Below are 22,079 nucleotides of genomic sequence, written 5' to 3'. Positions count from 1 at the left end.
CGGCCGGGGGTGTCAGCTTCGGGCCGTGCCCCGGCGGGCGAGGATCGCGGCCTGCCGCTCGTCGAACCGGGCCGCCTGGGCGGTCAGGCCGTCGAGGTACTCGCCCAGGTGCTGCTGGGCCTCGAGCCCGTCCGGGCCGAGCCCGCCGAGCTCCGTGATCCCCAGGTGGCGCAGCACCGGCTGGAGGACGTCGTCGTGGTGGACGCGCAGGTTGTAGACGCCGCCGAGCGCGATCCGGACGGCGGCGCGTTCGAAGCCGGGCATGCCGTGTCCGGGCATCCGGAAGTTCGTCACGACCTCGTCGACGGCCTGCATCGCCTGGTCCGGGGCGAGTTCGAACGCCGCCTTGAGCAGGTTGCGGTAGAAGATCATGTGCAGGTTCTCGTCGTTGGCGACCTGTGCCAGCATCCGGTCGCACACCGGGTCGCCGGAGCTGCGGCCGGTGTTGCGGTGCGAGATGCGGGTGGCGAGCTCCTGGAAGGCGACGTAGGCGACCGTGTGCAGCGGGGAGTGCCGGTTGTCGGAGACGAAGCCGTTGCCCATGTGCGACATCCGGGCGCGTTCCAGCTCGACCGGGTCGACCGCGCGGGATGCGAGGAGGTAGTCGCGCAGCACGATGGAGTGGCGTGCCTCCTCGGCGGTCCACTGGTGCACCCAGGTGCCCCATGCGCCGTCGCGGCCGAAGAGGGTGGCGATCTCGTGGTGGTAGCTGGGCAGGTTGTCCTCGGTGAGCAGGTTGACCACGAGCGAGACCCGGGCGACCTCGGTGAGCGGCGACTGCCCGACCGACCAGGGCTCCCCGCCGAGCGGTCCGTCGAAGTCCCGGCCCCGGCTCCAGGGCACGTACTCGTGGGGCATCCATTCCTTGAACACGCGCAGATGGCGGTTCAGTTCGCGCTCGACGACCTCCTCCAGGTCGTGCAGCAGGCGGGTGTCGGTCAGCCGGGGACGGGCGGGGGTGATGCTCACGTGTGCCAACTTCCTGGACGTACCAAAGAACCTACGGTTGCGTAGGTAGCGCCACCGTAGGTTTGCCGGACGGCCGCTGTCTGGGGTCGTTCGGCCCTGCCGTCGGCCCCTGGGCCGGCCCCGAGGGGAGGCCGGCCCACCGGGGTTGCGCCCTGTGCCGGTCAGCCGGCCGGGACGGTGAGTGCGGCCAGGATCTCCTCGGCGGCGCGCTGCGCGCCGGCGATGCAGGAGGGAATGCCGATGCCGTCGTAGACGGCACCGCAGACCGCGATTCCGGGCAGGTCGGCGATCGAGCGGCGGATGCGTTCGATCCGGGCCGGGTGGCCGACGGTGTACTGCGGCAGTCCGTCGGTCCACCGGGTGACCTCCCCGGCGACGGGCTTCGCGGTGAGGCCGGTTGCGTCCGACAGGTCGCGGAGCGAGGCCGTGACGAGGTCGGCGTCGTCGCGGTGGAGCTGCCCGTCGCCGATCGAGGTCCGCAGGACGAAGAGGTCGGGGGCCGCGTCCGAGATCCAGCGCCACTTGTTGCCGGAGAAGGTGGCGGTCGTGATGGTGCGCCCGTCCACGGGCGGTACGAGGAAGCCGGAACCCGCCGGCAGTGCCGTGAGGTCGGCGCGGCTGAACGCCGTGGTCACCAGGGCGATCGAGGCGTACTCGACCTGGGACAGTTCGGCCGCCGCACCCGGCGCGTGCGGTGCGAGCAGGGTGGCCGCCGCGCGGGCCGGCGTGGCGAGCACCACGGCGTCGGCTGCCAGCACCCGGTCGTCGGTGCGGACCTCCCACCCGGCAGCGCTGCGGGCGAGGCCGCGTGCGGGCCGGTTGACGAGGAAGCTGCCACCGGCGGCGCGGACCTTGCAGGCGACCGCGTCGGCGAGCAGCCCGACGCCGCCGTCGACACCCATGAAGAGCGGCCCCGCGGACCGGCTCGTCCGGGCGGCGGCCGCGCGCCGGAGCTCCCCGACCGCCTCCAGCAGGGAGGCGTGCTTCCTGGCCGCTTCGAGGAGCTGCGGCAGGACGGCACCCGTCGAGACGCGGTCGGCCCCACCGGCGTACAGGCCGAGCAGGGGTTCGACCAGCCGGTCGACCACCTCACGGCCGAAGCGCTGCGCCACGTAGCTGCCGATCGCGATGTCGTCGCCGACCGCGGTGGGTGGCAGGACCAGGTCCTCGGCGGTCCGGGCGAGGCCTGCGGCGGAGAGCACGCCGGAGGCGGCCAGTGCTTCGAGGTCGCCCGGCACGCCCATCAGGTGGCCGGCGGGCATCTGCCGCAGCTCCCCGCGGCTCCACAGTGATGTGGCCGTGGTGGCGGCGGGCTGCAGCCGGTCGGCGAGGCCGACCGCCCGGGCCAGTTGGACCGCTTCCGGCTGCCGTGCGAACAGCGCCTCCGCGCCCAGGTCGGTCGGCGCTCCCGCGATCTCGCCCGCCCGGAGCTTGCCGCCGACCCGGCCGTCCGCCTCCAGTACCGTCACCCGCAGGCCCGCGCCGGTCAACCGGAGGGCGGCGGTGAGTCCGGCGATTCCGCCACCGATGACGACGACATGGCCCGAACGGCGTGTGCTCGTTGTGTTCATGGCCGCCACCCTCCGCGGGCCGCCCGCACCCCGGCCAGGGCCGATCGGCCCTGAGCGGCCGGATGGGGGCCGGAGGGCCCTACTGGCCACCGCGCGCAATGGGCAGACTGCCGGGCGAACGCCGTTTCCGCAGCTCATCGCTCCGGAGCCTGCAGGTCGCCTGCGGCGGGCTCCGCCCGTCCGCTCGCGCCGTCGGCGCGCCGTGCCGGAGCCGACACGTCGACGACCGGCACCGGGTGCTGACCGCGTGACGGCGGGAGCAGGTATGCAGGAGGTATGGCATCTCGGTGGCGATTGGATCTGCGGTGGCCGCGACAACAGGGCCGCATGCTGATCATCATCCCCTTGGTGATGATCGTGGTCATTTCCGCCGTGGACATGCTGGCGCCGTCGGAGGTGCACCTCGGGCCGCTGCTGGTCGCAGCCCCGGCGATCACCGCCTCCTTCGCCGGCCCCTGGACGACCGTCGCCGTCGGTGCGGCGGCCGTCCTGGCCCAGGGAATCGTCGCGGTGGTGCGGACCACGTTGGTCGACCTCAACCACTCCGTCCAGATCGTCGCCCTGGCGTTGATCTCCCTGCTCGTCGCCCTCTTCGCCCATCTGCGCGAGCAGCACGAGAAGGAGATGACACAGCTGCGTTCGGTGGCCGAGGCCGCGCAGGCCGTGCTCCAGCGACCCATCCCGGCCCGGATGGGCCCGCTGCGCATTGCATCGGTGTACCTCGCGGCGGAGGCCGAGGCCCAGATCGGCGGCGACCTGTACGCGGCCGTGCGCACCCGGTGGGGCAGTCGGTTCCTGATCGGCGACGTGCGGGGCAAGGGCCTCGAGGCGATCGGGGAGGCGTCCTTGGTGCTGGGTGCCTTCCGGACCGCGGCCTACCGGCAGGTCGACCTGCCCCTGCTGGTCACCCATCTGGAGAAAGCGGTCTTCGGAGACACGGACAATCCCGGCGACCCGGCAGACGAGACCACGGACGCCGACGGCAACGAGTCGTTCATCACCGCAGTCGTTCTCGACATTCCCGACACCGAACCGGTCATCCGCCTCGCGGACTGCGGGCACCCGCCCCCGCTGCTGCTTCGCGCCGGCGAAGTGACGCCGCTCGACGTCAGCCTGCCCGCCCCGCCGCTGGGCCTCACCGAGCTGGCCGCCGGCTCCGGTGTCCAGGTCGAGAGCTTCGCCTTCGAGGAGGGTGACATCGTGCTGCTGTACACGGACGGTGTCATCGAGGCGCGTGACGAGTCGGGCACCTTCTACCCGCTCACCGATCGCCTGGCCTCGTGGCCGCCCGGCGATCCCCACACACTCCTGCAGCGGCTCTGCCGGGACCTCCTCGCCCACGTGGGCGGGCGGCTGGGCGACGACGCGGCGATGGTCGCCATCAAGCGCGACACCAGGGCCACGGACTGCGGATTCCCGCAACCGATCTTCCCTCCCCCGTAGGGTCACCACGGGGTGCCGGAGGGGGACCACTGTGGATTCCCAACGGCGGGAGCAGCTCGGCGGACCGGCCGCTGCCCGACCGCGGGTCGAGGATCCCCGGCCCGGCCGCGGTCCCGGACCCTGGCCACGCTGTCACGGGTTCCGGCCGCAGCTGCCGAGTCGGCCGGGGCCCTGCACAAGCCGACCTCGGCCCACCACAGCAGCACCAGCGCGCTTCAGGCCAGTTATTGGCCCGACCTCGAAGCCCGGATACTGCCGCCAACCGAACCGAGTCGGCGTGGCCCCGCCGATCCCGTTGCCGTCAGGTCCGGGTGCCGCGGTGGCGGCACCCGGACCTCGCCGCTCAGCCGACCTTGAGGGTGACGGCGGCGGTGTGGAGCCGGCCGGCGGTCTGGAACTGGAGGAACAGGCGCCAGTTGCCGGGCTGGGGGAACTCGGCGTGGAAGGCGAGATCGGGGCCGCCCCGGCCGCCGTTCTTTGCCTCGCTCTCGGGGTGGAGGTGGGCGAAGGCCATGTCGCCCTCGTGGAAGGCGGTGAGGTGGGCGTAGGTGTCAAGGTAGGGCTGGAGGTCGGTGACCGGCTTGCCGTCCTTGGCGACGGTGACCGTCATGGGGTGGGCCATGTTGGCCATCGGGGTTCCCTGGAGGGTGACGGTGTAGCCGTCGACCTGGGCGGTGGTGGATGCGGGCGGCAGCGCTGCCGGCTCCGCCTTGCCGTCGACGTTCACGGTGCGCGAGAGGATCAGGGCGGTGCCCTTGCCGTCCCCGCTGTCGGGGGTGAAGGAGGCGTAGGTGCGCCAGGAGCCGGGGGTGAGCGCGGCGAGCCGGGCGGTCCAGGTGCCGTCGGCGGCCATGGCGGGGTGCAGGTGCTGGAAGCCGGTGAGGTCGGAGCGGATGGCGTAGAAGTGCATCTGCTTGGTCTGCTCGACGGCGAAGGCGGTGACCGGCTTGCCGTCGGGGCCGGTGATGCTGAAGCGGTAGTCGGCCGGCTGCCCGGCGGGCAGGGTGGCGTCGGCCGCGGTGAGGCGGTAGCCGGCGCGGTTGTCGGCCGGTGCGCCGGCGCCTTCGGCGCCGGGCATGCCGTGGTCCGTGCCGGGCATGGAGTGGCCGCCGGTGGCGGAGGGGCTCGCCGGGGCGGCGTTGCCGTGGTTCATGCCCGCCATGTCGTGGTCCGTGCCGGACGAGCTGCAGGCGGCCAGGGCGGTGGTGAGGAGTGCGGCGCCCGCGAGGGCGACGGCGCGGCGGGGCAGACGGGAAGTGCGCATCGGAAGTCTTTCGGAAGGGCGCGCCGAGGGCGCGGCTGTGAACGGGGCCTGCGGATCGATCCCTGCGTGCGGGATCGACCGGGCCCTGTCACGTCCGCGCGACACACACCTGGAGAAGAAGGGAACGGCCCCCGCCCGGAGGGCCGCGTCGGCGCAGCCCGGCGGCTCCCGCCGCGCACGCAAGAGCGCCCATGCCTGCGAGCGGCACCAGGGCCAGGACGGCCACCTGCGGCGGAGCTGCCGGAGTGACGCGGCCGTGGGCCGGTGTCGAGAGGCAGGCCGCACCGCTGTGCGTGGTGGCCGGGGTCGGTGCCGCGCTCGGCCCGCGGTCGATGGCGACGGCACCGGCGGCGTGTGCCCGGTGCGGGGAGGCCATGCCGGGGGCCGCGACGGCGTGAGTCATGTCGTTGTGGCAACCGCCGGCCGCCACGGGCGCGCCGTGCATGAGGAACAGTCCGAGCAGCAGGGTGCACACCGCGAGAAGCCTGGCCGTGGCCGGGCGCGGGGTGGTGTGCATCGGGTTCCTCTGGATTCCTGTCCGGGAAGGCGCGGGAGTCGTGGTCCGACGATACCCCTCCCCCGTACCGCTGTGGGTCCTCGGTACTGCGTCGGGGTGAGCGGGGCGGGCGGGCAACTCGGGCGCGGCCTGCACGATGCCGGTGACGAGGGCGGCGGTGGCAGGGGGTTAGGATCACGCCCATGCCCGCCGCCCTCCCCCGCCCGCGTCCCGTCGGCTCGCTGCCGACCGGTGCGGGTCGGTGCTGGAGCTGGGTGGCGACACTGCTGGCGGTCCTCGCGCTGATGCTCTCCCACGGGCTGGAGGGCGAATCGCCCACCGGGCACCTGTCCACCGGCGTCCACGCCGTGGCGGTCGCCGGCCATCACGAGGACGGCCACGACGAGCATGCGCACACGCAGACGTGCGATGCCCTGACATGGACACAAGCGGCGGCGCCGGTCCCGGTCGACGACGACCACCACAGCCATTCCGGGCACGTATGCCTGGCCGGTGGTCCCACTCAGGCTCCGTCGCTGCCCGGCCTGTGGCCCGCGCCGACCGTCGCGGCCGTGCTGCCCGCGCCCGCTGCACCGGCCGTCGAGTCCGCGCACCGCACCGCGGGCGGCGAACAGGACCGCCTGGCCGGCATCCAAGTCCTACGGGTCTAGAGGATCCCGCGCCCGAAGCACCCTGCCGGACGGCTGTCGCACCCGTGCAACACCCGTACACGAACGTGCCGTGCCGCCGTGCCCTGCTCCGAGCGCCCCGACGCCCGCCTGCCCACCCGGCACGCGGGCCGCCTCCCACCCGCGCTGACCAAGGGCTTCCCATGACCGTCGCCACCGCGTCCACCGACGACCGCTCCCACCGGCCGACTCCGCCCGGCGGAGGAAGGGCCGCCGCCCGCCGGGCCCGCCCCGAACCGTCCCTGATCGGCCGTTATCTCGGCTACATCGGCTACTTCGTCGGTACCGGCCTGCTCAGCGGGGCGATCGTGCACCACCCCCTCGACCCCGCCCGCTACACGCTGATCGGTGCGGCCGGCGCCGCCCTGTTCCTCACCGCCGCCATCGCCGCCGAGAAGCGGCAACCGGGCAGGCTCACCGCGCTGCGGATCGTCGCCGTCGTCGGCACCTCGTTCGGCCTGTCCTTCGGCATCGGCATGCTCAGCGGCGGCATGCAGCACTTCGAGGACTTCCCCGACCGTGCCGCCGTGCTCATCCCGGCCGGCCTCCTGCTGTCCTTCGTCGCGTTCACCCTCAAGGAGGCCCGCCGCCCGCTGCGCAGGATCTTCGGCCCCGTCGGTCTGGCGGTCCTCGTCGTCAGCGCGGGCGGGTACCTGGGCCTGCAGCAGGTCGCGGCCGCGATCCCTGCCGAGTCCGGCGGCCACCACCACGGCACACCCGCCGAAGGCGGCCACGAGGACGGCGCCGACGAGCACGACCACCAGCACGAGGAGGCCCCGGCGTCCCCGGCCGCCGATCCGAGTGCAGCACCGGCCGCCACGCCCGCGCCGTCGACCGGAACCTCCAAGCCGGCGGCACCCGCCGCGTCGCCGAGCGTCCCCCCGCACGGCAGTCCCGGCCACCACCACTGACCGTGCCGCGTTCGCGGTCAGCCTCCGTCTCCGCCTCCGCCCCGCACCGAGCCCTGCCCCGTGTACCGCCCGGGTTCGGCGTCGTACGCGGCGGCACAGCCGGAGGAGCAGAGGTACAGCCGGCCGCCGGGCCCCTCGCGGGTCTCGGCGGCATCGCCGGGGCTGATGGACATGCCGCACACGGGATCCGTGACCGTCGTGGGTCCCGCACCGGCCGGCGCCTGCTCGTCACGGCGGTCGTCGGGAACCTCCACCCGTGGTTCGACGGCCGCGGGCATCGCGGCGGGCAGGGGCTCGGGGTGCCAGCGGCGCAGCCGGTTGGAGTTGGTGACCACGGACAGCGAGGACAGGGCCATGGCGGCGGCCGCGATGATCGGGCTGAGGCGGATGCCCCAGATCGGGTAGAGGACGCCGGCGGCGACGGGGATGCCGACGGCGTTGTAGACGAGGGCGAAGAACAGGTTCTGGCGGATGTTGCGCATGGTGGCGCGCGACAGCCGGACGGCGGTGGCCACGCCAGCCAGGGAGCCGGAGATGAGGGTGACGTCGGCGGCCTCGATGGCGACATCGGTGCCGGTGCCGATCGCGAGGCCCACGTCGGCGGCGGCGAGGGCGGGAGCGTCGTTGATGCCGTCGCCGACCATGCCGACCGTACGGCCCTCGGCCTGGAGCCGGCGGACCTCGTCGGCCTTGTGCTCGGGCAGGACCTCTGCCAGCACCCGCGTGATCCCGACCTCCCGGGCGATGGCGGCGGCGGTGCGCCGGTTGTCGCCGGTCAGCATCACCGTGTCGGCTCCCAGGCCGTGCAGCGCCGCGACCGCCTGGGCGGAGTCCGGTTTGACGGGGTCGGCGACCGCGAGGACGCCGGCCGCCCGCCCGTCGACCGCGGCCAGGACGGGGCTCCTGCCGCGGGCCGACAGCTCGGCAGCATCCTCCTGCAGTGCCGCCGTGTCGATGCCGACGTCGGCGAGCAGGCGCCTGCTGCCGACCAGGACCGCTCGGCCGTCGACGGTCGCCTGCACGCCCTTGCCGGTGACCGAGTCGAAGGCGACGGCCTGCGGGAGGTCCAAGCCCCGCTCGCGGGCGCCGGCCACGATCGCCGCGGCCAGCGGGTGCTCGCTGGGTGCCTCCGCGGCAGCGACCAGCCGCAGCAGCTCCGCCTCGTCCGGCCGGCCGGACGGGCGGACGTCGGTGAGCACGGGTGCTCCGGCGGTGACGGTACCGGTCTTGTCGAGGACGACCGTGTCGATCTCGTGTGCGCTCTCCAACGCCTCGGCGGAGCGGATCAGGATGCCCGCCTGCGCGCCCTTGCCGGTGGCCACCATGATGGACAGCGGGGTCGCCAGGCCCAGCGCGCACGGGCAGGCGATGATCAGCACCGCCACCGCCGCCACCAGCGCCGGCGTGAACGCCGGGGACGGGCCGACGGTGAACCAAACGGCGAACGTGCCGATCGCGACAGCGATCACGGCGGGCACGAAGTAGGCGGAGACCGCGTCCGCGAGCCGCTGGATCGGCGCCTTGGACGCCTGGGCCTTCCGGACCAGGCGGATGATCTGCGCGAGCATCGTGTCCGCTCCGACCTTGCTCGCCCGTACCCGCAGCGCCCCCGTCCCGTTGACCGTGGCGCCGATCACGGTGTCGCCCGCGCCCTTCGTGACCGGCATCGGCTCGCCGGTGACCATCGACTCGTCCACCGCGGACGATCCGGAGATCACCTCGGCGTCCACCGGCACCTTCTCGCCGGGCCGGACGAGCACCACGTCCCCGACCAGAACCTCCTCGATCGGCACCTCCGTCTCCGTGCCGTCTCGGACCACCCGGGCGGTGCGTGCCTGCAGGCCGAGGAGTTCCCGGATCGCCTCACCCGTACCGGCCTTCGCCCGCGCCTCCAGGAGCCGGCCGAGGACGATGAGGGTGAGGATCACGCCGACCGCCTCGAAGTACACCTCCCGCACGTCCTCCGGCAGCAGGCCGGGCGCGAGGGTGACCAGCAGGCTGTAGCCGTAGGCGGCACTGGTGCCGAGCGTGATCAGGGAATTCATGTCCGCGCCGCGGTGGGCGAGGCTCAGCCAGCCGATCCGGTGGATCGGCCGGCCGGTGTAGAACATCACCGGGGTGATCAGGGCCAGCTGCAGCCAGTGGTTCAGCATCCAGGCGGGCACCCAGTCGGCGCCGAACACCTCGTGCGCCATCACCACGAACAGCACCGGCGCGGTCAGCACCGTACCGACCGCCACGCGCCGGGTCAGGTCCGTGATCTCGGCCTGCCGCTCCGCCGCCTCCGCGTCCTCTCCGGCCACCGAGTCGGACGGGCCCGGGGCCTCGGCAGGTGGAACGGCCCCGGGCTCCCCACCGCCCGTCGTCACCTCGACCGCCGTGCCGGTGCCGCTGCCGCCGTCGGGCACCTCGCCGTCCGGTTCGACCAGCAGAGTGCCGTGGATCATGTTCATCCCGCAGGCGAAGCCGAACGAGCCCGTCTCGGCCGGGACGAGGGAGACGGTGGTGCGCCGGTGGGCGGGCAGCGCGGCGCTGACCCGCAGGTCCGGGAACACGACGCGGGAGGTGCACTCGCCGCTCTCCTGCCGGTCGAAGACCAGCTCCGCGGGCACGCCCTGGCGCAGGCGGATCACGTCCGGTTTGTAGCCGCCGCGCACGGTGACGTCCACCCGCTGCACCCGGCCCTCCAGGCGGGCGTTCTGGGCGCGGCGCGGGCCGAAGAAGTACCAGCCCAGGCCGGCGATCAGAAGGGCGGCTGCCACGACGACGACCACGTCGGCGACACCCATGACGGCACTCACCTCCACGCTTCGTCCGGTCCTTCCACTGTCCCTCCCCCACACCCCCGGGGGGCAGGGGTCCAGTGGACGGCGAGCAGGGACCGATAGGCCCATACCCCCCGTGGCGCGGCGCAGCAGCATGGAGGTGAGGGAGAAGGCTGGAGGCGATCTCGATGATGTACTGGCACAACGGCGGCATGAGCAGCTGGGGCTGGTTCGGGATGAGCATCGGCATGCTGGTGTTCACCGCCCTGATCGTCTTCGGCGGCGTCCTGCTCTTCAGAGCCCTGGACCGCTCCACCAGCCACCCCGCCCCACCGGCCCCACCGACCGCCGCCGGCCGTCCATCGGCCGAGCAACTGCTCGCCGACCGGTTCGCCCGCGGCGAGATCGACGACCAGGAGTACCGCAAGCGGCTCACCGCCCTGCGCGACACCGCCCACCCATGAGCCGTCGCACCGGCACCGGCGCGAAGACTCCCCGGCCCCGGGTGCGCCATGAGGAACAACCGCGCTCACCACCGTCATCGTGGTCCTCTCGGCAGTGGTCTACGACGCGGCGCGGCTCATCGGCCCCGACGAGCCGCGCCGCCCGCCACCGGCCGGGCTGCGCGGACGCCGTACCGCCCTTGAGGCCGCCGAAGGCCGGTGCGCGGGACTCCTGCTGAACGGCCGCATCGACCGGGCCGCCTACCAGCGGCGCGCTGCCGACCGCGCCCGGCGCGGCCCGCACCCCGAGTAGCCGAGGACGCCGCCGTGTTCCCCGTCTGGACCCTGACCGCTCTCCAGGCCGCGACACTGCTCGTGGCGGCCGTTCGCCTCACCCGGCGCCACCGGGAGGACTTCGACCGCTTCCCGCAGACCCTTCGCCGGACCTGGCCGCCGCTGCTCGCCACCGGCCTTCTCCCGCTCGCGGCCCTGCTTCCCGCCCGAGCGCCGACCGGAGTCTGGGGAGTGTGGGGCGCACTCACCGTCGCCTCCGCCCTCGCGTACGCGCTGGCCGACGCCTACCGCGACATACCCCCGGCGCCCGCACGGGCGGGCGGGGCGGCAGGTCCTGGGCGGTCACCGTGAACCGGACGCGGGCACTGTCCCAGTCTCCGGCGGACCGCCCCGAGCGATGACCGCGCCTCGCCTGCCGCAGCCCCGGCCGCAGAGTCGGGCCGGGGGCTGCCGTTGTGGTGCGGTTGCTCAGAGGGCCTTGCCGTTGACGAACAGCTTGGCCGGGCCGCTGGGTTCCTTGCGCCGGCCTCGGCGGCGCCGTACGTGATCGCGCCCTCGGTGACCGCGCCGCCGGCGATGCTGCCGGGCGTGATGGCGCCGTCGACGACGGCGCCGTCCGTGACGGGGCCGTCGGTGATCGCGGCGGGCGTGATGACGTTGCTGAGGGCCGTGATCTTGTCGGCGTTGGAGCTGCGGCGGCAGTCGTCCGGGTTCTCGCCGGGAGCCGCGTCCCACGCGCCCCAGTCCACACCGGCCACGGGTTCGAACGTGTAGTCGCCGAACTCGTAGTCACCGAACGCGTAGTCGCCGAACGACCAGCCACCGAACGACCAGTCACCGAAGGACCAGTCACCGAACGTGGGGGCGTTCCAGTCGGCGTTTCCGGCCTCGTACGACGGCTCTCCCTTCCAGCCCTTGAGGCCGGTGTACTGGTTGGCCTTGCGGGCATCGACGTCGATGTCGTAGCCGAGGCTGCCGGAACGATTGCCGGTCCGGGTGCCCTCGCGGGAGGCGTCCCGGCTGCCCTCGCGGCTGCCGGCGCGCGAGCCGGTCCGGGTGCCGGTGCGCTCGCCGTCGCGCACTCCGTCGCGGTGGAACGTCTTGGTGCCGTTGCCGTTGGTGAACGTGCAGGTCAGGTCCTGCGAGACGACCTGGGTGGCCGCCTGGGTGCCGGCCTGCGCCGCGGACTGGGCGCCGTCGCGCTCACCGGCGCCCTGGTGCTGGGCGTCGGGCCGGCCTTCGCGGCCAGCCTGCACTTCATCTCCGCCTCGGCCTCCTTCGCGTCCGCGTCGAGTCCCAACCTCAACGTGAACTTCAAGGAAGCCAGCCTCGGCGACACGGTCACGATCAACTACACGGCCAGTGCCGACGCCACGGCCACCTACGCCTGCATCAACGGCGGCAACAACCACCCGCAGGCCGCGAACAAGGCGACGGTGAACGGGCCGGTCAGCTCCTCCGGCGCCTTCAGCTCCGGCAAGAACGGGTCGATCACGGCGAGCCTGACCCTGACCCCGCCCAGCGCGGGTTCCTTCAGCTGCCCGAACGGGCAGCGGCTGGTGCTGGCGGACGTGAGCTACACCAACGTGGCGATCACGGACACCACCAACAACGTGTCGAGGAGCATCGCCGGTACGTTCTCCAAGACCCTCTTCAACTTCTGGACCGGGAGAACCGTCCCGGAGCGTCCTCGGTCCGCCGCGGCCGCCGCGCTGCCGTCAGTGCAGCGGCAGGGGCGGCCCACCACGGGCGGTGCGCGCGCAGTTGCGGGCCGCACGGAAGGCCGCCTTGCGCCGGAGGGTCCGGGCAGTGCTTGAACGCGGCCGGCCGAAGGTGGGGCGCAGCTCATGGCGTTCTTCGAACAAGGGAGGGTCTACCGGCATTTCGAGAACGGGAGGCCGTCCGAACTCGGTGTGTTCGTGGTCGTGTGGGTGGGCCGTGCCCCGGCGGGCTTCGAGGTGCCGGAGCATACGTGCGGCGTGGCGTTCGGCTGGCGACGGACCGTCACGGCGCCCACCGCCGACACATCGGAGGGAGAACCTGCGGGCGCCTACATGACCTGTGACCCCACCGGTTGGTACGAAGTGACGAACGGTGAGCTCGCCGCCCTGCTGCCCAGTCCCATTCCCGAAGCGGCATGGCACCCCCACCCTCGCGGACAGGCGGCATCCTGACCACCTGGCCGGCGAGCGCACCGGCGCCGGGCCGGTGCCCCGCTCGAGCCCGCCCGCCGGCCACGGAGCGTCGGCGGCGGCCGCGGCCGGTCCGTGACCTCCGGCCATCCGCGGGTACCGTTTGCCGACAATCCGCCAGGTGCGGGTTGACTTGACCGCATCACGGTGGAAGCGTCAGAAGTCGGACCGGCGCCGCACCTGGCGCGGCACCGGTCGGTCAGGGATTGCGCCCGGTGCAGGAGCAGCGCGGGCCGCAACAGCCTCCTCCTGCATCGGCTGTGTCCCGGAGGGCAGGTGTGAAGTGAGTACGCATGTGATGAGGCGTGTCGCCACCGGAGTGGCGGCCGCTGCAGCGGCTGTCGCCCTCGGTGTGGGGACGGCTGCCACCGCCGAGGCGAAGATCCAGCAGGTGGACGTGTCCTGCACCAACAACGGCGGCCAGCAACCGGGCGGTCAGCAACCCAGCTGCACCGGGGGCGGGTTGACGCAGGACAGCGAGAACCAGAACCCCGCGAACCACGCGCCGCCCGGACAGAACAGGTGACGTCCTGACACGGATTCACGCAGCGCAGCAGCAGCCGCCCCGAACGCTTCGCCCCGGGGCGGCTGCCCCTGTACGGTGCCCACCCGCCCCGGCGCTCGGGCAGCGGGTCGAACAGAGACTTCCGCAAAGCCGACCACGATGAGTCGTCACGTGGCGAACTGCCCGGGCCACCCCGAACGGGACGCACCACGGGACGCCTGCCCGCCCGTGGGACCCTGCCGGCCCGGGGAAGGTCAGCATCCACCCGGGCCGTATCCGAAAGGGCCCGGGTCGGACCGAGGGCGAGGGGTGACGTGGCAAGGATTCTCCGTCGACAGATCGCTGGACGGCCCACGAAGCCCACTCGTGCGGGCGAGAGGCCGTGTCACAGGCCCCCTATACGGCTGCTGCCGAACCACACCGGGCAAGGCGGATCACGATGATGATCGCGAGGAACACGCTCACGCTGACCGAGTGCTCTATATCCTCACCCCTGGTACGCAGTTGACGTGACGTCGAGAGAGTCCGATGAGGGCCGGCCCGCACTTTCGGTGGGTATGCCAGAGCGCTGCGCCACGGAAGAACGCTTGGTCACGTCCGCCGGAGTGGTGTATCGACGGCCACTCGGTGATCCGGTTTCAGGCTAGGCGGTAAGGGCTGTCGTGATGGTCTCGTCGGGGGTTTCTCCCTCGATCGGGTGGAGGCGGCAGCGGCCGAGGATCTCGGATCCGATGTAGCGGCGCTGTTCGGCCCATTCGTCGCTCTGCTCGGCCAGGACCGCGCCGATCAGGCGGACGATGGCGGCGCGGTCGGGGAAGATCCCGACGACGTCGGTGCGGCGCCGGATCTCCTTGTTCAGGCGCTCCTGCGGGTTGTTCGACCAGATCGACTTCCAGACCGTTCGGGGGAAGGCGGCGAAGGCGAGCAGGTCCTCGCGGGCGCTCTCCAAGTGCTCTGCGGCTTTGGGGAATCGCTCGTCGAGGGCTGCGATGACGGTGGCCATCTGCTGGCGCACGGCCTTCGCGTCGGGCTGTTCGAAGACGGTCCGCAGCAGGGTGGCGACCCAGGGCTGGGCGGACTTCGGAACCTGCGAGAGCAGGCTCCTGGCGTAATGCGTTCGACAGCGCTGCCAGGACGCGCCGGGCAGGGTGGCGCCGATCGCGTTGACGAGACCGGCGTGGGCGTCGGAGACCACCAGCTTGACCCCGCTCAGGCCGCGGGCGACCAGGGATCGGAGGAAGGCGAGCCAGCCGGCGCCGTCCTCGCTGGAGGCGACGTCCAGGCCCAGCACCTCGCGCTGGCCCTCGTTGTTGACGCCGACCGCGACCAGGCAGTGGACGTTGACGACCCTCCCGCCCTCGCGGACCTTCTGGGTCAGGGCGTCGACCCAGACGAACGTGTAGGGGCCCTGGTCGAGCGGGCGGCCTCGGAACTCGGCCACCCGCTCGTCCAAATGCTTTGCCATGTCGCTCACTTGTGACTTCGACAGCTGGGTGACGCCCATGGTCTCGGCGAGCTTCTCCACCCGCCGCGTCGAGACGCCGAGCAGGTAGCAGGTCGCGACCACGCTGATCAGCGCCTGCTCGGCCCGGCGCCGGCGCTCCAGCAGCCAGCTGGGGAAGTACGAGCCCGAGCGGACACGCGGGATCGCCAGATCGATGGTGCCGACTCGGGTGTCCCAGTCCCGATGCCGGTAGCCGTTGCGGGAGTTGACGCGCTCCTCGCTCGGCCGTCCGTACTCGCCGCCGCAGGCGCGGTCGACGTCGGCGGACATCATCGCCTCGGCGAACGTCTTCACCATCGCCCGCAACAGATCGGGACTCGCCGAGGCGAGGTTCTCCTCCAGCAGGGCGGCGAAGGGCACACTGTCAGGTGCGGTCATCGTGCTGTTCTCCTTCAAGAGCTTGGTCGTTCTCGAAGGATCAGCCGGTGGCCGTCTTACGTTCTCAGGCGACACCCGCTACCGGGACGAAACCCCCGGAACGGGTGGAACCCGTACACCACTTCCCTGGACGCAACCACGGCCGCGTCTCGCAGGCCACCGTACTGCGGCTGCTGCGCGACGAGGGCCCGCGGCTGGAGGCGAACCGCCGGCGCGAACGACGCCGGCTCGCCGCACGCCGCAAAGCCGCTTTCGCGAACGAGCCGACCAGCCCGAACCAGGTCCGGCAGCTGGACTTCTCCGAGTCCGAGACCACCGGCTGCGGAGCCTGGCGCCTGGCCGGCTGCCGCGACTACTGGTCGAATACTTCGGCGTGGACGCCGCGACCCTCGGCTTCTCCACCCAGGACCTGCTGCTGCGCAGTTCGCCCGCGCTGTACCCGCCTGCCGGCGTGCTGCTGCGTGTCGGCCTGCTGGCCGCCGTCGGCTACCACCTGGTGACCCGGACGATGCGCAGCGGCGCGGGCGGCCGCCGGATCGTGCGTCGGACCTGCCGGGTGGTGGTGGTCGTGCCACTGTTGGTGCTGGGCTTCCTCGCCGGGTTCGAGGTGATCGACGCCGGCCCAATGGGCACCCCGCTGTTGATCGACGGAGCGCTGCTGGTGCTGCTGGCCCGGCTGCTGGCCGTCCGAGCGGGCGGTGCGCCGTACCCGCTGGCCGGGGAGCGGGCGGCGCTGGGCATCAGTGTGGCGCTGATGGTGCTCTGTTCGTCCTGGGCCGCAGGCGGCTTCGCCCACCAGACCGGCGCGACATCCTCCAGGCGGTCGCACGAACGTCACCGGACTCCTGGCCGACCTCCGGGCCCGGCAGGACGAGGCCACGCCCGCGCCGACGAACTGCGCGGCCGGATCGAGCACCTCACCGCCGCCCTCACCGAGACCGAAGCACACCTCGCGGAGCTGGCCACCACCCGGAAGGTCGTCGCCGGGCTCGTGCCGACCGGGAGCGCACCGGATCCGCCCGAGTCGACCGCCGCCCACCAGGCCATCGTGAACGCCTTCAACCAGCACCCCGACCAGGTGTTCCGAGTCCGCGACCTGCACGAACTCCTCGGCATGCCCACCGACGACCCGGCCCTGAACGTCACCCGCAGCCACCTGGGACGCCTCACCCGCCAAGGTTTCCTCGCCCAGCCCGGCCGAGGCCGCTACCGGAAACGGACTTACCGGCCTCTCGTCGGCACCCGGCAGCCCCCGAGGACGCCGGACCGCGACCCGCCCGGCACCTGGCCGTCGGCCCCTGCGAGCGACCGACCCACCGCCGCCCGCACCCACGGCCACCTCGCCCGGTTCCTCGCCCGGTGCAGCAGCCGACGTCCGCCGGTCGGGATGTCCCGACCGGTCGGCGCGCCCAGTGGATGTGAAGCCCAGGCCTGTGGCAGATGGTGAGGGGTCCGGCCGACCGCCCGAGGAGCCTCGATGCGACCACCCGTTCCCCATGACCTGCCCCGGCGCCGGCCGTGGCAGGCGCTGCTGTGGATGCTCGCGCCGGTGGCCGTCACGCTCGGCCTCTACTGGTACGGCCGCACCCACACGCCCGACTACGCCAGCCGCCTCTTCGGTCGGCAGGGCAATGACGCCACCGAGCTGAAAGCCCAACTGGGCAGCGTGCTGTTCGGCCTGGCGCTCGTCCAGCTCCTGCTCGCGCTGTGGATGTACGGACGGCTGCCGGGCGCGCCCCGCCCGGCACCAGGACCCGTCCCGACCGTCCACCGGCTGGGTGGACTGATCGTCTTCCTCCTCTCGCTGCCGATCGCCCAGCACTGTCTGGTCACCTACGGCGTGCAGCTGAGCAGCCCCCGGGTGGCACTGCACTCGGTCACCGGATGCGTGCTGTACGGCGCGTTCGTGGCCAAGGTGATCGTGGTGCGACACCGCCGACTGCCCGGCTGGATGCTGCCGCTCGTCGGCGGCGCGCTGGTCTGCGCGATCGGAGTGCTGTGGTACACGGGCGCGCTCTGGTTCCTGAACGGGTACCAGGCCCCCGGCCTGTGATCACCGGCGGACCGACACGGAGCCCAGCCGTGCGCGGGTGAACGCCTGCACCCTCCTCCACGTACTGGAGGGTATGCGGCTCGCCGGCCGCCGCACCGGGGCCGGCGGTCCGCCGAAAGGAGAGACGACCATGCGACGTCTCATCTGGGCGGCCGCGATGCTGCCCGCCCTCGCTCTGGGAGCAGCGGCCTGCGGCAGCGGCGGCTCGAACTCCGGTCCGGCACCGGCCACCGCCTCCCCGCCGGCTGCCTCCGCCCCGGCTCCCGGATCCCAAGCCCCCAGCCAGCCCAGCGCCACCGGCACCCTGGTCGTGGTGCACGACTCGAAACTCGGCAGGATTCTCACCGACAGCCAGGGACGCACGCTGTACCTCTTCGAGAAGGACAGCCCGACGATGTCCGCCTGCGACGGTGCCTGCGCCGTCGCCTGGCCCCCGCTGACCACCACCGGCACCCCGCAGCCGGGCCCCGGGGTCAGCGCCGCCGACCTCGGCACCATCACCCGGGCCGACCACCGCACCGAGGTCACCTACCACGGCCACCCGCTCTACTACTACGTCGGCGACCACAATCCCGGCGACACGAACGGCGAGGGCTCCACCGCCTTCGGCGCCGGCTGGTACGTCCTCGACCCCAGCGGCAACAAGATCGACAACGACTGAACGCCCAAGGGCCGGTGCCGGACCCGCCAAGTCACCAATTCACACGCCAGTCAGCCGTCTTGGCCCTCCTGCTCCGGCCTCCGCACACGCCAGAACGGCCTACGTCGTCAGTGCGGCCTCGACGGCCGCGGTCGGCCCGAGTCGCCGCAGCAACCGTAACCAGTGCTTGTTACGGTCGTAACATGACATCGAACGGGACGTTGCCGGGCGAGGACCGGTTCCTGCTGGTCAGCGTGAGCACCGCCGGCGCGTCCGCCTCCACCCGGGTGCGGGTGTGGCGCAAGCTGCGCTCGCTCGGTGCGCTGTACGTGCAGCAGTCCGTGTGCCTGCTGCCCGACCGGGACGCCACCCGCAAGCAGGTGCGGCGCCTGCTGGCCTCGGTGCGCGAGGACGGCGGCACGACCCGCTGCCTGACCATCACCGTCCCGGACGGCGGCGAGCGTGCGGACCTGGTCGCCGAGTTCAACGCCGAACGCGACACCGAGTACGCCGAGGTCGTCGCGCGCGCCCCCGCCCTGCTCGCCGAACTGGAGGCGGAGACCGCCCGCGGCCGCGTCACCTACGCGGAGGTCGAGGAGTCCGAGGCCGACCTGGAACGCTTCGACCGCTGGATGGCGAAGATCACCGACCGGGACTACTTCGGCGCCCCCGGCCGCAAGGCCGCAGCCGACGCGGTCGAGGCCTGCCGCAGCGCGCTGGAGGCCTTCGAGGCCGCGGCCATGGCCGCCGACACCACCGACCGCTCCGCGGTCGGCCCGACCGACGGACGGGCCCGCACACTCCGGATCGTCGGCGAGGAAGGCTGAGCGTGATGTGGCTCGACCTCCTGATCGGTGTCGGCAGCGCCGTCCTGCTGACCTGGCTGCTGCTGATCGCCGCCCTGCTGCCGGCCCGGCCCGACAAGCAGACCGTCACCCAGGCCGCCCGGCTGCTGCCCGACGTGGTGCGCCTGGCCGCGCGGCTCGCCCGCGACCGAACCCTGCCGCGCAGCGTTCGGATCGCGCCGTGGCTGCTGCTCGGCTACCTCGCCTCGCCGATCGACCTGGTCCCGGACTTCATCCCCGTCCTCGGCTACGCGGACGACGCCGTCGTGACCGTGCTCGCCCTGCGCTGGACCGCATGCCGCGCAGGAACCGAGGCGCTCGCCCGCAACTGGCCGGGCACACCCGACGGCTACGCCGCGCTGGCCGAACTGGCCGGCCTGCCCACCCCGGTACCGCCCCACGACAGCAACCGGCCCTGACGTTCCGCCTGGTACGAGACCCCGTCGGCCGACGACAGCAGCCCCGGCCCATGCCTGCAGGAGTCGGTGGCGCAGAGGTCGAGGATGTCGGACGTCTCGGCCGAGCCCGGGCCGCCCGCCTCGACCCGGGCGGTGATGTCGCCTGCGGCGTTGACGCCCTTTCACCGACGTGGAGGGCCGCGCCCGGTGCAGCAGCCGTACCGCGTGTTCTCCACCGGGCGATCGTCGATCCGGGCCACCGCCCGGCCGCCCACCACCCGTAGTGCTCCTGCGCCAGGCCGACGGGGCACCGAGTGCCGGCAACACGTCGGCGGAGGTCAAGTGGCCGTTTCTTGAGGGGTGCCGGACGGGGCCGGACGGAAAGCCCACCATCGTCGGCACGCCACTCGACTTCGACGCCCACGTCGCCGGCACCTGCAAGGCCCGTACCACTGTGGGGCAACGTGATCCTCACCCCCGGCGACATCAGTGACGGGGCCACCAGCACCACAACCACACGCCACCCATCACTGTGACGCCATGTGGCCAGGCGGGACGAATTTCCCGGTTCCCGTAGAGGAAAGCTACTTCTCGGGAAACCCTTGCGCTTTGTCAGGGGCGCGCCTAGCGTTTGTGGCAGCGAGTGCGTATAACGCACCAAGCCCCCTGATACAAAACGGCGTTGGATCGTTGACGAGTCACCAACGCGAACCCTCGGAGAGTGACCCGTCTGCGGCTGTAGCCGCAGACGGTAATTCTTGTTTGCCCTCCGAACGCGAACACCCTGTGTTCGAGGAACATCACACCTCGGAGTCCGGCCTGTTGAGAGGTCTACAAGGCAGGGCTCCGCCAGGGAGAAATCATGGTCCGCATTCCACTGCGACTCATTCTTCTCGCCGCAGGCCTCCTCGGTCTCATGCTGAGCGTGGCCACACCCGCGCTCGCCTCCGGCCTGCACTTCTTCCAGAACAAGACACCGACCATCACGGTGAACGGAAACACCGTACGAGCGACCGGACAGGTCGCCGGGGCGGGGACCTTCATCGTCGCCGGCCTGACGGTCAACTTCACCTTCCCGGTCAGTTGCTTCAACCCGGGCAATGACGCCGGGCCGGTGCCCGGCCATTCGGGGAGCGGGTCCCTGACCACGCCTCCGCAGACCATCCAGGCGGTTCACGGCAACGCGAGCTTCGACCTGACCGCCACCGTCAACCCGACCGCCCCCTCCAACTCCTGCCCGAACAGCAAGTGGACTGCCGTGGCCGGACCGGCCACGATCACCAGCGCCACCGTCAACATCAGCAGCAGCAACGGGGGAACCCTGGTCTTCACCAAGAACTTCTGATCGGCCACGTGGCTCTCGGATCGACCGAACCGGCGAAACCGCGACCTTAGGCCACAGGCGAACCGCACAGCGGCTGCCGGCCGCTCCGCGCAGGGACGATTCCGTCCCTGCGCGCGCTTGTGCAACACAGGGGCGCAACCAGGTCGAAGCCGGTCGGTTCGCCTCCGAGGAAGCCCTCGAAGCCCTCGACGCGACCCTCGCCTCCGTCCTCCGGCCCCCGACTCCCTGAAGGCGGCCCGGCCACAGCGCCCGAGCCCGACAGCCGACCGGACGATTCCCTTGCGGTCGGCACCCGAGGAACGGCCGCGGTGACATCCACGTACCGGTTCCTCAGGTCATCGCTCACGCCCCCGCGGTTTCAGCGGAAGCGGGGGCAACTCCGGGGCCTGCAGGCGGTCACCGGCGTAGCCGTGCACCTCGCCGAAGCGGGTGCCGGCCTGCCAGGCCTCGCGGGCCTCGGCGATCTCCTCACCGGATCGGCCGACGAAGTTCCACCACATGACGAGCCGTTCCTCGAAGGGCTCGCCGCCGAGCAGCAGCACGGAGGCGTCGGTGCGGGCGAGCAGCGGCAGTTCGCGGCGCCCGCAGCCGAGGTAGAGGATCGAGCCGGGCTCCACCCGGACGCCGTCCACGTCCACGCCGCCGGTCATCGACAGCACCGCGTACTCGAAGCCGGGGTCGAGCGGCAGTCGGTGCTCGGTGCCCTCGTGGAGGGTGAGGTCGGCGCCGACGATCGGGGTGTGGGTGGTGCCGGGGGAGGTCGCGCCGTCGAGCTCGCCGAGGATGACGGTGGCGTGCAGGCCGGCGGCGGTGATCTCGGGCAGGTGGGGGTGGTGTTCGAAGGCGGGGTCGGTGTGGCGGTGGGTGTCGGGGAGGGCGACCCAGAGCTGGGCGCCGTGCAGGAGGCGGGCGTGTTCGCGGGGTGATTCCTCGGAGTGGGCGATGGCGCGGCCGGAGGTCATCAGGCCGAGTTCGCGGGGGCGGACGGTCTGCAGGCTGCCGAGGCTGTCGCGGTGCAGGACCTCGCCCTGGTGGAGCCAGCTGACGGTCTGCAGTCCCATGTGCGGGTGCGGGGGCACCTGCATGCCGGGTTCGTCGGCGATGTCGTCCGGGCCGTAGTGGTCGACGAAGCACCAGGCACCGACCATCCGCCGCCCGAGTGTGGGCAGCAGTCGGCGTACGACGGTGGATTCGCCGAGCGGCACCAGGCGGCCGGTCAGCAGCTGCTTGACCGGCCCCTCGGAAGCCTCGCCGCCGCAGCGGGCGGCCGTCGGGCGGAGGTCGAGGTTGCTCATGCCGCGAGTATCCCCCGCACGTGCGCCGTCGGCCGTGAGCCGCGGCCGCCCGGCGGCTGGCCGTTCGGGCTCCTTCCGG

At 72.5% G+C, this 22,079-nt stretch carries 22 protein-coding genes; 15 read left to right on the top strand and 7 right to left on the bottom strand.

The window, feature by feature from the left end:
- Nucleotides 1-12 precede the first annotated feature (12 nt).
- Both ACQ614_RS30790 and hemG read right to left on the bottom strand, forming a co-directional pair.
- A complete protein-coding gene (locus ACQ614_RS30790) occupies nt 13-969 on the bottom strand; it encodes an acyl-ACP desaturase (RefSeq protein ID WP_431682198.1) in 957 nt (318 codons plus the stop codon).
- 161 nt (nt 970-1,130) lie between these two features.
- Nucleotides 1,131-2,540, bottom strand: coding sequence for a protoporphyrinogen oxidase (hemG, locus tag ACQ614_RS30785; RefSeq protein ID WP_431682196.1), 1,410 nt, complete (start codon nt 2,538-2,540; stop codon nt 1,131-1,133).
- A 327-nt stretch (nt 2,541-2,867) separates the two neighbouring features.
- Between hemG and ACQ614_RS30780 the strand changes: the two genes are divergently transcribed.
- Entirely contained in the window at nt 2,868-3,983 is a 1,116-nt protein-coding gene (locus tag ACQ614_RS30780; RefSeq protein ID WP_431682195.1) for a PP2C family protein-serine/threonine phosphatase, read from the top strand.
- Nucleotides 3,984-4,326: 343 nt separating this feature from the next.
- Here ACQ614_RS30780 and ACQ614_RS30775 read toward each other — a convergent pair whose 3' ends face one another.
- On the bottom strand, nt 4,327-5,247 hold the full coding sequence (locus tag ACQ614_RS30775; protein ID WP_431682194.1) for a hypothetical protein: 921 nt from the start codon (nt 5,245-5,247) through the stop codon (nt 4,327-4,329).
- Between the two features lie 699 nt (nt 5,248-5,946).
- Between ACQ614_RS30775 and ACQ614_RS30770 the strand changes: the two genes are divergently transcribed.
- Both ACQ614_RS30770 and ACQ614_RS30765 read left to right on the top strand, forming a co-directional pair.
- Complete coding sequence (locus ACQ614_RS30770) at nt 5,947-6,414, top strand: hypothetical protein (protein WP_431682192.1); 468 nt, start codon at nt 5,947-5,949, stop codon at nt 6,412-6,414.
- Between the two features lie 161 nt (nt 6,415-6,575).
- The gene (locus tag ACQ614_RS30765; RefSeq protein WP_431682191.1) at nt 6,576-7,343 is read left to right on the top strand and encodes a hypothetical protein; all 768 of its coding nucleotides are present in this window, start codon (nt 6,576-6,578) and stop codon (nt 7,341-7,343) included.
- A gap of 17 nt (nt 7,344-7,360) precedes the next feature.
- Here the strand turns inward: ACQ614_RS30765 and ACQ614_RS30760 are convergent, their stop codons facing one another.
- Nucleotides 7,361-10,132: a heavy metal translocating P-type ATPase gene (locus ACQ614_RS30760; protein WP_431684066.1), complete on the bottom strand. Its 2,772-nt coding sequence runs from the start codon at nt 10,130-10,132 to the stop codon at nt 7,361-7,363.
- Between the two features lie 164 nt (nt 10,133-10,296).
- On the opposite strand from ACQ614_RS30760, the gene ACQ614_RS30755 reads away from it, so the two are divergent.
- From ACQ614_RS30755 to ACQ614_RS30745, 3 genes are all read left to right on the top strand, one after another.
- A complete protein-coding gene (locus ACQ614_RS30755; RefSeq protein WP_431682190.1) occupies nt 10,297-10,572 on the top strand; it encodes an SHOCT domain-containing protein in 276 nt (91 codons plus the stop codon).
- A 79-nt stretch (nt 10,573-10,651) separates the two neighbouring features.
- The gene (locus tag ACQ614_RS30750; RefSeq protein WP_431682189.1) at nt 10,652-10,864 is read left to right on the top strand and encodes a hypothetical protein; all 213 of its coding nucleotides are present in this window, start codon (nt 10,652-10,654) and stop codon (nt 10,862-10,864) included.
- Nucleotides 10,865-10,878: 14 nt separating this feature from the next.
- Nucleotides 10,879-11,196, top strand: coding sequence for a hypothetical protein (locus ACQ614_RS30745; protein ID WP_431682188.1), 318 nt, complete (start codon nt 10,879-10,881; stop codon nt 11,194-11,196).
- On the opposite strand, the gene ACQ614_RS30740 is transcribed toward ACQ614_RS30745, so the two are convergent.
- Nucleotides 11,130-12,101 (bottom strand): hypothetical protein, encoded by a 972-nt coding sequence (locus ACQ614_RS30740; protein ID WP_431682186.1) that lies wholly within the window; start codon nt 12,099-12,101, stop codon nt 11,130-11,132. The genes ACQ614_RS30745 and ACQ614_RS30740 overlap by 67 nt on opposite strands.
- On the opposite strand from ACQ614_RS30740, the gene ACQ614_RS30735 reads away from it, so the two are divergent.
- The 3 genes from ACQ614_RS30735 to ACQ614_RS30725 all read left to right on the top strand — a co-directional run bounded on the left by ACQ614_RS30735 (nt 12,063) and on the right by ACQ614_RS30725 (nt 13,563).
- Entirely contained in the window at nt 12,063-12,662 is a 600-nt protein-coding gene (locus ACQ614_RS30735) for a hypothetical protein (protein WP_431682185.1), read from the top strand. The two genes, ACQ614_RS30740 and ACQ614_RS30735, sit on opposite strands and share 39 nt — an antisense overlap.
- A 30-nt stretch (nt 12,663-12,692) precedes the next feature.
- On the top strand, nt 12,693-13,019 hold the full coding sequence (locus ACQ614_RS30730; protein ID WP_431682184.1) for a hypothetical protein: 327 nt from the start codon (nt 12,693-12,695) through the stop codon (nt 13,017-13,019).
- Between the two features lie 316 nt (nt 13,020-13,335).
- Nucleotides 13,336-13,563, top strand: a complete 228-nt coding sequence (locus ACQ614_RS30725; protein WP_431682183.1) for a hypothetical protein — start codon at nt 13,336-13,338, stop codon at nt 13,561-13,563.
- Between the two features lie 622 nt (nt 13,564-14,185).
- On the opposite strand, the gene ACQ614_RS30720 is transcribed toward ACQ614_RS30725, so the two are convergent.
- Complete coding sequence (locus ACQ614_RS30720) at nt 14,186-15,424, bottom strand: IS256 family transposase (protein ID WP_431676069.1); 1,239 nt, start codon at nt 15,422-15,424, stop codon at nt 14,186-14,188.
- Nucleotides 15,425-15,797: 373 nt separating this feature from the next.
- Between ACQ614_RS30720 and ACQ614_RS30715 the strand changes: the two genes are divergently transcribed.
- The 6 genes from ACQ614_RS30715 (at nt 15,798) to ACQ614_RS30690 (ending at nt 20,705) form a co-directional block, all read left to right on the top strand.
- Nucleotides 15,798-16,871 (top strand): hypothetical protein, encoded by a 1,074-nt coding sequence (locus ACQ614_RS30715; RefSeq protein ID WP_431682182.1) that lies wholly within the window; start codon nt 15,798-15,800, stop codon nt 16,869-16,871.
- 30 nt (nt 16,872-16,901) lie between these two features.
- Nucleotides 16,902-17,477, top strand: a complete 576-nt coding sequence (locus tag ACQ614_RS30710) for a DUF6529 family protein (RefSeq protein ID WP_431682181.1) — start codon at nt 16,902-16,904, stop codon at nt 17,475-17,477.
- Nucleotides 17,478-17,607: 130 nt separating this feature from the next.
- A complete protein-coding gene (locus ACQ614_RS30705; protein WP_431682180.1) occupies nt 17,608-18,138 on the top strand; it encodes a COG4315 family predicted lipoprotein in 531 nt (176 codons plus the stop codon).
- A 182-nt stretch (nt 18,139-18,320) separates the two neighbouring features.
- A complete protein-coding gene (locus tag ACQ614_RS30700; RefSeq protein ID WP_431682179.1) occupies nt 18,321-18,944 on the top strand; it encodes a Chromate resistance protein ChrB in 624 nt (207 codons plus the stop codon).
- A 5-nt stretch (nt 18,945-18,949) separates the two neighbouring features.
- Nucleotides 18,950-19,381, top strand: coding sequence for a YkvA family protein (locus tag ACQ614_RS30695; RefSeq protein WP_431682178.1), 432 nt, complete (start codon nt 18,950-18,952; stop codon nt 19,379-19,381).
- A gap of 841 nt (nt 19,382-20,222) precedes the next feature.
- Nucleotides 20,223-20,705 carry a hypothetical protein gene (locus ACQ614_RS30690; protein ID WP_431682177.1) on the top strand — a complete coding sequence of 161 codons (483 nt, stop codon included), beginning with the start codon at nt 20,223-20,225 and terminating at the stop codon, nt 20,703-20,705.
- A gap of 335 nt (nt 20,706-21,040) precedes the next feature.
- On the opposite strand, the gene ACQ614_RS30685 is transcribed toward ACQ614_RS30690, so the two are convergent.
- Entirely contained in the window at nt 21,041-22,000 is a 960-nt protein-coding gene (locus ACQ614_RS30685) for a pirin family protein (protein WP_431682176.1), read from the bottom strand.
- Between the last annotated feature and the right edge of the window lie 79 nt (nt 22,001-22,079).

Origin of the sequence: Kitasatospora dryopteridis (assembly GCF_050749075.1) — a bacterium.
Taxonomy (GTDB): Bacteria; Actinomycetota; Actinomycetes; order Streptomycetales; family Streptomycetaceae; genus Kitasatospora.
The sequence above is the reverse complement of the archived record's forward strand: the minus strand, read 5'-3'. Positions and strand labels throughout refer to the sequence as shown.